General features: G+C 72.7%; 4 protein-coding genes. 1 reads left to right on the top strand and 3 read right to left on the bottom strand.

The features are described from left to right. Positions 1 to 111: 111 nt before the first annotated feature. Genes HW445_RS21130 through HW445_RS21120 form a run of 3 tightly spaced genes read right to left on the bottom strand, consistent with a single transcriptional unit; the run spans position 112 to position 3652 of the window. Complete coding sequence (locus HW445_RS21130) at positions 112 to 903, bottom strand: 3-oxoacyl-ACP reductase (RefSeq protein WP_180222555.1); 792 nt, start codon at positions 901 to 903, stop codon at positions 112 to 114. After that, positions 900 to 2279: an aldehyde dehydrogenase gene (locus tag HW445_RS21125; RefSeq protein WP_180222554.1), complete on the bottom strand. Its 1380-nt coding sequence runs from the start codon at positions 2277 to 2279 to the stop codon at positions 900 to 902. Before HW445_RS21125 ends, HW445_RS21130 begins: the two co-directional genes overlap by 4 nt. An 8-nt stretch (positions 2280 to 2287) precedes the next feature. Then, positions 2288 to 3652 (bottom strand): glutamine synthetase family protein, encoded by a 1365-nt coding sequence (locus HW445_RS21120; protein WP_180222553.1) that lies wholly within the window; start codon positions 3650 to 3652, stop codon positions 2288 to 2290. A gap of 202 nt (positions 3653 to 3854) precedes the next feature. Here HW445_RS21120 and HW445_RS21115 point away from each other — a divergent pair. Then, a partial coding sequence (locus tag HW445_RS21115) for a gamma-glutamyl-gamma-aminobutyrate hydrolase family protein (RefSeq protein ID WP_180222552.1) occupies positions 3855 to 4024 on the top strand: 170 nt, incomplete at its 3' end.

Genomic DNA, 4024 nt, shown 5'->3' with positions numbered 1-4024 from the left:
GAACCGCCGTGGCCACCAGGGTGGTGGCCACGGCGAGGGTCCGGGCGGCCCGGACGAACAGGCGTCGGCACTTCACGTGTCCCATATGCCCGGGACCGTACACCTCCGTCCCTACAGGGGCGTGACGTACGCGCCCGAGATGCCGCCGTCCACCAGGAAGTCGGAGGCGTTGACGAAGGAGGAGTCGTCGCTGGCGAGGAAGGCGACGGCGGCGGCGATCTCCTCGGCCTCGGCGAACCGGCCCGCCGGGATGTGCACCAGACGGCGCGCGGCGCGCTCCGGGTCCTTGGCGAACAGCTCCCGCAGGAGCGGGGTGTTGACCGGTCCGGGGCACAGCGCGTTGACCCGGATGCCCTCCCGGGCGAACTGCACCCCGAGCTCCCGGGACATGGCGAGCACGCCGCCCTTGGAGGCGGTGTAGGAGATCTGCGAGGTGGCCGCGCCCATCCGGGCGACGAAGGAGGCGGTGTTGATGATGGAGCCCCTGCGCTGACGCCGCATGTAGGGGATGGCGGCCTTGCAGCAGAGGTACACGGAGGTCAGGTTGACCTCTTGGACCCGCTTCCACGCCTCCAGGCCGGTGTCCAGGATGGAGTCGTCGTCCGGCGGGGAGATGCCGGCGTTGTTGAAGGCGACGTCGACCGATCCGTAGGTCTCGTGGGCGGTGCGGAACAGCGCCTCGACCTGCTCGGGGTCGGTGACGTCGACCTTGACGAAGGTCCCACCCACCTCCTCGGCCGCGGCCTTGCCCGCGGTCGCGTCGATGTCGCCGCAGACCACGTGGGCGCCCTCGGCGGCGAGCCGCCGCACGGAGGCCAGGCCGATGCCGCTGCCCGCGCCGGTGACGACGGCGGTGCGGCCGACGAGGCGGCGGCAGACGGGCTGCTGACTGGTGTCGCTCATGGGGCGGAGTCCTCCGTGCTGATGAAGACGTTCTTGGTCTCGGTGAAGGCGGTGAGCGCGTCGGGGCCGAGTTCCCGGCCGATGCCGGAGCCGGCGAAGCCGCCGAACGGGGTCCAGTAGCGGACGCTGGAGTGCGAGTTGACCGACAGGTTGCCCGCCCGTACGGCCCGGGAGACCCGCAGGGCGCGGCCCACGTCACGGGTCCACAGGGAGCCGGAGAGCCCGTACTCGGTGTCGTTGGCGAGCCGGACGGCGTCCGCCTCGTCCTCGAAGGGCAGGACCACCGCCACCGGCCCGAAGATCTCCTCGCGGGCCGCCGGGGCGTCCGGCGCCACGTCGGTGAGCACGGTCGGCGGGAACCAGAACCCGGGCCCCTCGGGCGCCTTGCCGCGGATCGCCGGCCCGGCGCCGTCCGCGTAGGAGCGCACCCGCTCCAGCTGGGCGCGGGAGATCAGCGGGCCCATCTGCGTCCGCCCGTCGGCGGGGTCGCCCACCCGGACGGACCGCACCGCCGGTTCCAGCAGCTCCAGGAACCGGTCGTACACCGGGCGCTGGACCAGGACGCGGGTGCGGGCGCAGCAGTCCTGGCCCGCGTTGTCGAGGAACGCCATCGGGGCGGCCGCCGCGGCGGCCTCCAGGTCGGCGTCGGCGAAGACGATGTTGGGGCTCTTGCCGCCGAGTTCCAGGGTGACGCGCTTCACCTGGTCGGAGCAGAGGGCCATGACGCGTTTGCCGACCCGGGTCGAGCCGGTGAAGACGATCTTGGCCACGCCGGGGTGGCGGACCAGCGCCTCACCCGCGACGTCCCCCCGCCCGGGGAGCACCTGGAGCAGGTGCTCGGGCAGTCCCGCCTCCAGGGCCAGTTCGGCGAGGCGCAGCGCGGTGAGCGGGGTGGTCTCGGCCGGCTTGACGACCACCGCGTTGCCCGCGGCGAGCGCGGGGGCGAACCCCCAGGCGGCGACGGGCATCGGGAAGTTCCACGGCACGATCACGCCGACCACGCCGAGCGGTTCGAGGAAGGTGACGTCGATGCCGCCGGGCACCGGGATCTGCCGGCCGTTCAGGCGCTCCACGCCGCCGGCCGCGTAGTCGAGCAGGTCGCGGACGTTGCCGGCCTCCCAGCGGGCGTTGCCCACCGTGTGTCCGGCCTCGCGGACCTCCAGCTGCGCGAGTTCCTCGGTGTGCCGGTCGACGACGGCGGCGAACCGGCGCAGCAGCCGGGCCCGTTCGCCGGGCGCCGCGGCGGCCCATCCGGTCTGCGCGGCCGCGGCCCGGCGCACGGCGGCGTCGACGTCCCGCTCCCCGGCCCCGGGGACGGTGGCGACGACCTCCTCGGTGGCCGGGTTCAGCACTTCCAGCTCGTGGTGCCCGCTCATACCGTTCCTCAGAGTCGTTCGAAGGAGCGGCGCAGCTCCCAGTCGGTGACCGCGGCGTCGTAGGCGGCGACCTCGACGCGGGCCATGTTCAGGTAGTGGGCGACCACCTCGTCGCCGAAGGCGGCCCGGGCGGCGTCGCTGTGCTCCCACAGGTCGGCGGCGTCCCGGAGGGTGCCCGGCACCCTCTCGTACCCGGCCGCGTAGGCGTTGCCCGGGCAGGCGTCGGGGAGTTCGAGCTCGCGGTCGATGCCGTGCAGTCCGGCCGCGATCATCCCGGCCAGCGCGAGGTAGGGGTTGACGTCTCCGCCGGGCAGCCGGTTCTCGAACCGCAGCGACTGCCCGTGGCCGACGACGCGCAGTGCGCAGGTGCGGTTGTCGCGGCCCCAGGCGACGGCGGTCGGCGCGAAGGAGCCCGGCTGGAAGCGCTTGTAGGAGTTGATGTTGGGGGCGTACAGCAGGGTGAACTCCCGCAGCGCGGCGAGCTGTCCGGCGAGGAAGTGCCGCATGGTGTCCGACATGCCGTCCTCGCCGTCGCCGGACATGACGCTGCGTCCGTCGGTGTCCCAGAGCGAGAGGTGGACGTGGCAGGAGTTGCCCTCGCGTTCGTTGTACTTGGCCATGAAGGTCAGCGCGACGCCTTCCTGGGAGGCGATCTCCTTGGCGCCGGTCTTGTAGAGCGCGTGCTGGTCGCAGGTGGTCAGCGCCTCGTCGTAGCGGAACGCGATCTCGTGCTGCCCGGGGTTGCACTCGCCCTTGGCGGACTCCACGACCATCCCGGCGCCGGCCATCTCGTTGCGGATGCGGCGCAGCAGGGGCTCCATCCGGCCGGTGCCGAGGACGGAGTAGTCGACGTTGTACTGGTTGGCGGGGGTGAGGCCGCGGTAACCGGCGTCCCAGGCCTGCTCGTAGGTGTCCTTGAAGACGATGAACTCCAGCTCGGTGCCCGCCCTGGCGGTGAGCCCGTGGGCCGCCAGGCGGTCGAGCTGCCGGCGCAGGATCTGCCGGGGCGCGGCGGCCACCGGGGTGCCGTCGGACCAGGCCAGGTCGGCGGTGAGCAGGGCGGTTCCGGGGTGCCAGGGGATGCGGCGCAGTGTGCTGACGTCGGGGTACATGGCGAAGTCGCCGTAGCCGCGGTCCCAGGAGGACATGGCGTAGCCGTCGACCGTGTTCATCTCGGTGTCGACGGCGAGCAGGTAGTTGCAGCCCTCGGTGCCGTGGTCGAGCACCTCGTCGAGGAAGAAGCGGGCGGCGAACCGCTTGCCCTGGAGGCGTCCTTGCATGTCGGTGAAGGCGAGGACCACGGTGTCGATCTCGCCGGCGGTCACCAGGCCCTTGAGTTCGTCCACGCCGAGCGGGGGTGTGCGGTCGGCCACGGGGATGATCCTCCTTCAGGCTCTCGCACAGGCCCTGGGGCCTGCCGGGATCCTTAACGTAGGGGCTTGCACGTTTTCCGGGGAAGAGGGCACGACGGGGGTTCCCGGGGCGCCCGGGCCCACTGGGGCTCCGGTTCCCTCCGGTTGAAAACGTGAACGGGACCCACAAGGGTGTGCGGCAGAACCGTGGGAGGAGCGCCGCATGCCGGAACGACCGCTGATCGGGGTCAGCACCTACCTGGAGGCGGAGGTGCGGTGGGGCTCGTGGCAGCTGGACGCCGCGCTGCTGCCGTCCGGGTACCACCGCCTGGTCCAGCGGGCGGGGGGCATCGCGGCGCTGCTGCCGCCGGACGTGCCGGAGCGTGCCGCGGG

The sequence above is a fragment of the Streptomyces sp. UH6 genome (assembly GCF_013421635.1).
In the GTDB taxonomy this organism is placed as follows: domain Bacteria; phylum Actinomycetota; class Actinomycetes; order Streptomycetales; family Streptomycetaceae; genus Streptomyces; species Streptomyces abyssomicinicus.
The sequence above is the reverse complement of the archived record's forward strand: the minus strand, read 5'-3'. Positions and strand labels throughout refer to the sequence as shown.

What these genes read in the sequence shown, in the direction of transcription:
- HW445_RS21125 (WP_180222554.1), bottom strand. Translation starts at nt 2,279, where the DNA reads ATGAGCGGGCACCACGAGCTGGAAGTGCTGAACCCGGCCACCGAGGAG.
- HW445_RS21130 (WP_180222555.1), bottom strand. Translation starts at nt 903, where the DNA reads ATGAGCGACACCAGTCAGCAGCCCGTCTGCCGCCGCCTCGTCGGCCGC.